Source organism: Microcella alkalica (genome assembly GCF_014595885.1).
GTDB classification, from domain to species: domain Bacteria; phylum Actinomycetota; class Actinomycetes; order Actinomycetales; family Microbacteriaceae; genus Microcella; species Microcella alkaliphila_B.
Window position 1 is genome coordinate 1 of the sequence record NZ_JABUKC010000010.1, and the last position, 4,394, is coordinate 4,394.

The following is a 4,394-nucleotide window of genomic DNA, read 5'->3' on the forward strand; positions in this document are numbered from 1 at the left end:
CCCCATCATCGGTGCCGACGTCAGCAACCGTCATCGTCATCTCAGTATTGGTCCGTTCTCGCCCCGTGCAGTGCGAAGGTCAGCAGTGCTGGTGTCTCACCCCATCCTGACGCACAGGGAAGAGCTGATTGTCCACGCCCACGCCCCTTTCAGCGTCACTGCTTTCCAGAATTGCTTTCTGTCGGATGGTTGCTTTATAGGACAAGGGCGGATGTCGCGTCAATCCGTGCATCGCCGCATGACGCCGCGGGATCGGGACGCTGCTCGAGCCATTGGCGGCACACGCGAAGCAATCGGTCGTGTTTCATGAGCGGCTAGGCTCGCTGCTGTGCCGAAACGAAATCCTCGGTCGTCGCCGGGCGACCCGCCCCAGTATCCGATCGAGTCAGTAGATAACGCGCTGAAACTCATCCTGCTGCTCGGCGAGCAGCAGGAGTTCCGGCTCACTGAAGCAGGCACTCACCTCGGCGTGGCCAGTTCGACAGCCCATCGACTGCTCGCCATGTTGAGTTGGCGTGGTTTCGTACGGCAGAATCCCGCAACCAAGATGTACGGACCTGGCCCCGCGTTGACGACCGTCGCCTTCTCGGTTCTCCGTCGGATGGACATCCCACGTCTGGCACAGCCCATCCTGGAGGACGTCAGCACCTCGCTCGGGGAGACCTGTCACCTGGGCACGCTCGAAGGCGATCGCATTCGATTCCTTGCTGTTGCTGAACCAGACGTCGCGGTGCGCGTCGCCTCGCGCCTCGGAAAGTCGTATCCGGCGCACTGCACATCGACCGGCAAGGCTCTGCTTGCCGAACTCAGCGACGAACAGTTTCTTCGTCTGTACCCGAACGAACAGCTCGAAGCCATCACCGAAAACTCACTGACCACGCGCGCTGCGCTCACCGAGCAACTGTCAAAGACACGCCTCGACGGTTATGCCGTGAATCGTCAAGAAAGTGAGGAGGGAGTCGCGAGCGTGGCAGTCGCCGTGCCCGTCTCCTCTGGTCTGCGACTCGCGATCAACGCCTCCGCCCCGGTGCACCGCCTTCCGGCCCGGAAGACGAAGCTGATGGACCCGCAAGGCCCGTTCGCGCCGGCCGACGCGATGGCCCCAGAGAACCAATGCGGCAAGGGCGATCCGCTGCCCTACAAGCAGCCCCCGGAAGGGCTGTTCCCCGACGTCCGGGAAGCGAACACCGACACGGATTAGGGGGTGTCGACTGTCGGTAGGTCGTCCCATAATTGAGGCAACGTCGCACCCCCCAGCGACGGGGACACAAGAAGGGCCGCGCTCCCCGAGCGCGGCCCTTCTTCCTGTCTGATCGCCCGTTCAGCGGCTCTGTTCGTTGCGCTGCACCTGGACACCACGGCCGCGCGCCTTGCGTGCCTTCGGTGCCTTGGTCGGGCCGCCCGCGGCCACCGCGGCGGTGGCCGGCTTTGCCTGGCTCACGTCGGCCCGCATCCTGGTCGCGATGACCTCCTGGTCGATGCCTTTGCTCTCCAAGTCCGCCGCGGTGGACGCGCGGCGCTCGGAGCTGTCGTAGGCGGTCGCGCTATCGCCCCGGGCAGCGTCGGCCGCCGCGGTGCGGTCCTCCGCCTCAGCCTGCGCTCGAGTACGCTCCTCCGGGTCGGGCTCGTACTCGGCCGCAGCACGGGCCTGTTCTGCCAGCCGGTCTTGCTGGTCAGCCTGGGTGAGGAGCTGCTGGGCCTCGACGCTCTCGGCCGCGGAGCGCTCCCGCTCGACGTCGGCCTGCGCGCGCTCCTGCTCGGCACGCTCGACGGCCGCCCGCACAGCGCCGGCATCGGCGCCCGTCGCGGTCGCGTCGACGCCGTAACGGGTGCGCAGCTCGTCCCGCATGCGCTCCTCGGCGCGCGCGGCCTCGGGGTCCTCTTGTGACCATGCGCGCGCGGTCTGGTAGGTGCGCCCGATCTGTTCGGGCGTGGACTGTTCCCACCACTCGCCGCGATACACGTTCGCGTACTCGGTGCGGGCCGCGCGCTGCTCGGCCTCGAACCGTGACCGAAGCTCCCGCGCCTCGCGTTCGCTCGCAGCCTGTGCTCGCCGCAGCGCGTCCTCCCGGGCGCGGGCGATGCGTTCGCCCACCTGACCCGCAGCGGTCACCATGACCCTGAGCTGGCCCTCGAACGCCTCCGCGATCCCGTCGCTTTCCTCGGCCATGATCGGCCCCCCTTCCTATCGTTCCGGGCCGCGCTCTGCGCCCGGTCCTGTCCTCTGACGTGGCTTCGTCGGCTCGATGTTGTTCGGTACCGGCGACGTCGCCGCGGTGGCCGGCTGTGCCTGCCCGGCGCGGAGCCGGTCGAGCATCGCCTGTGTCTCGGCGTCCAGCGCGGGAGCCGGCTGAGCGGCCGTTGACGTCGACGCCGCGGTGACCGCCGGCATTGCGTCCCGTACGCGCGTCAGGCGCGCCCGGACGTCCTCGGCCAGGAGTCGAGCCTGCCGCTCCTGCTGGGCGGCCTGCGCGGCCTCGTAGACTGCCTGCGTGAGCCGGAGGAGCTGCCGGATCATCGCGGCCTGCGCCACTGTTCCCTGGCCTCCACGGGCGGCGCTGGCAAGCAGCATCGCCGCGCCGGAGATGGCGGTCGTCCCCGCCCGGTGCGGGCGCACAGTGCGAGTGTAGGTCTGTGCCGATCGGGACAGCGCCTCCGACGCCGCGGCGAGGTCGCCGGGTGTCTCCTCGGTGGCGTTCGACCAGGCCGCGAATGCGCCTGCCGTCTGTCGTGCCACCGTGGCCCAGGTGTCCCGATCATCGACCGGGACCGACCGCAGTCGATCGACGAGCTCGCGCAACTCCTCGTTGCGCCGGCCCCACAGCTCGGGGTCCGGTTCCTTCGTCTCGGCGCCGGGCGCGACCACGCGGCGGCCGCGCTTCGCCGCGTTCCACTCGGCCGCCGCGTCGGTCGCTCCGGTCGGGGTGTCCGGCCACCCGTCGCGCAGCCGCGGCAGCGTCAGGTCGCGGCCAAGATGCCCGCCGCCGTACCAAATCGGACGCTCGCCGGCCGTGGGTCGCTCGGCCACGGAGTAGCCAGTGATGACGTCCGTTCGGCCGTCCGCGTAGCGGGGACGAACGAGCAACCCGGCGCGGCGCATGCGGCGCACGAACTCGGCTTCGTCGCTGGCCGCGGTGGCGCAGCCTCGCACCTTCAACGCAAGGAGGTAGCGCGGCTGATCGGTGCGCAGTTCGGCCGTGATTCGCGCCTGTCGGTCTGCTCCGTTCAGGTGCTCCCAGCGGGGCGCGTCCTCGCCCATCTGCGGCCGGGTGCGCTCGTACTTCGCGCGTGCCCGCGACCGCGCCTGCGCCTCCCGCTCGGCCGGGTCATAGCCGCGGGTCGAGCGCTCAGCGCGTACCGATTCCAGCTGCTCCAATCCGTACTTGACTTCCAGCGCCCGGGTGGCGACCTGGGCGCGGTGAAAGTCGTTGTGGATCGACGCCTTGGTGCCGTCCTCCCGGACGAGGTTCACGGCGATGTGGATGTGGTCGTTCCCGTTCGACGAGACGCCGTGACGGACCGCAACCCACCGGCACGGCGCCTTCGTGTCCTCGTTGCTGTCGAACTCCATCGCCGCGATGAAGTCGTTCGCGATCTTCCCCCAGTCCTCATCCGTGAGCATGCCTTCCTCGGCGCGCAGCGACAGGGAGCAATGCCATACGTGACCGCCGGGAACCTCGACGCCGAACGCGGTTCGCGGCTTGTCGAGATGACGCGCGATCGACAGTGCCGCATCCCGCCCAAGCTCCGCGTCATCGTGCCACGCCATCAGTGCCGGATCGCCCGCGACCAGGTGCGGATCGGTGTGCTCGTTCGACCGGCCCGGCCCGGTGAGGTAGGTCATCAGTCCCGACATGCGATCGCCGCGGACGACGTTCGGCATCACGACGATGCACCGCTCAGCTCGTCGACAAATAAGTCGATCCGATCGGCTACCTCGCGCACCTTGCGCAGCGTCGCCACCATCTCGGCCTGCACGTCACCGGTCGCGTTGGTCGCCTTCGCCATCTGGTTCACGTTGTTCGCGATCGTCGCCAACAGTCGGTGCGTTGAGAACATCTGCGCGATGACCTCGTGCCGAACCGATGCATTGGACGCGGCAGCCGCAGCCCCTCCGGCCAGAGCCGAGTCCACCAGCAGCTTGGGAACGCTCACCTTGTACTGCAAGGCCAGCGCAAGAAGCTGTCCCTCCTCCTCGGGAGTGACGCGCACAACATGGCGGTGCTGGCGGCCGCCCTCGACGCGACGACGGCGTGCCTGCCTGCGGGGCTCCTGCCTGGAGTCCCGCGGGGTGGTGGTCTTTCGGGCCCGCGGCGTCGTGACCGCGACGGGGTGAGCCATCGTGCGATGGTCAGTGAGAACGACCAAGAACTCACACAGAAAGACGACACCGC

The 4,394-nt window shown here is 68.7% G+C and carries 5 protein-coding genes; 2 read left to right on the forward strand and 3 right to left on the reverse strand.

Annotated features, from left to right (window positions below; all coding sequences use genetic code 11):
* Positions 1-310: hypothetical protein (locus ID804_RS12285; protein WP_211161269.1), on the forward strand; the 310-nt coding region annotated here is incomplete at its 5' end.
* Between the two features lie 18 nt (positions 311-328).
* Positions 329-1,201 carry an IclR family transcriptional regulator gene (locus tag ID804_RS12045; RefSeq protein ID WP_169080439.1) on the forward strand — a complete coding sequence of 291 codons (873 nt, stop codon included), beginning with the start codon at positions 329-331 and terminating at the stop codon, positions 1,199-1,201.
* 120 nt (positions 1,202-1,321) lie between these two features.
* On the opposite strand, the gene ID804_RS12050 is transcribed toward ID804_RS12045, so the two are convergent.
* The 3 genes from ID804_RS12050 to ID804_RS12060 all read right to left on the reverse strand — a co-directional run.
* Positions 1,322-2,170, reverse strand: coding sequence for a hypothetical protein (locus tag ID804_RS12050; RefSeq protein ID WP_169080441.1), 849 nt, complete (start codon positions 2,168-2,170; stop codon positions 1,322-1,324).
* 15 nt (positions 2,171-2,185) lie between these two features.
* Complete coding sequence (locus ID804_RS12055; RefSeq protein ID WP_169080443.1) at positions 2,186-3,886, reverse strand: relaxase/mobilization nuclease domain-containing protein; 1,701 nt, start codon at positions 3,884-3,886, stop codon at positions 2,186-2,188.
* Positions 3,883-4,394 (reverse strand): MobC family plasmid mobilization relaxosome protein (locus tag ID804_RS12060; protein ID WP_223159177.1); only part of this gene is annotated, 512 nt, incomplete at its 5' end. The genes ID804_RS12055 and ID804_RS12060, both read right to left, overlap by 4 nt.

Excerpts from the sequence above, each read along its gene's own strand:
- ID804_RS12050 (WP_169080441.1), bottom strand. The coding sequence starts at position 2,170 with ATGGCCGAGGAAAGCGACGGGATCGCGGAGGCGTTCGAGGGCCAGCTC.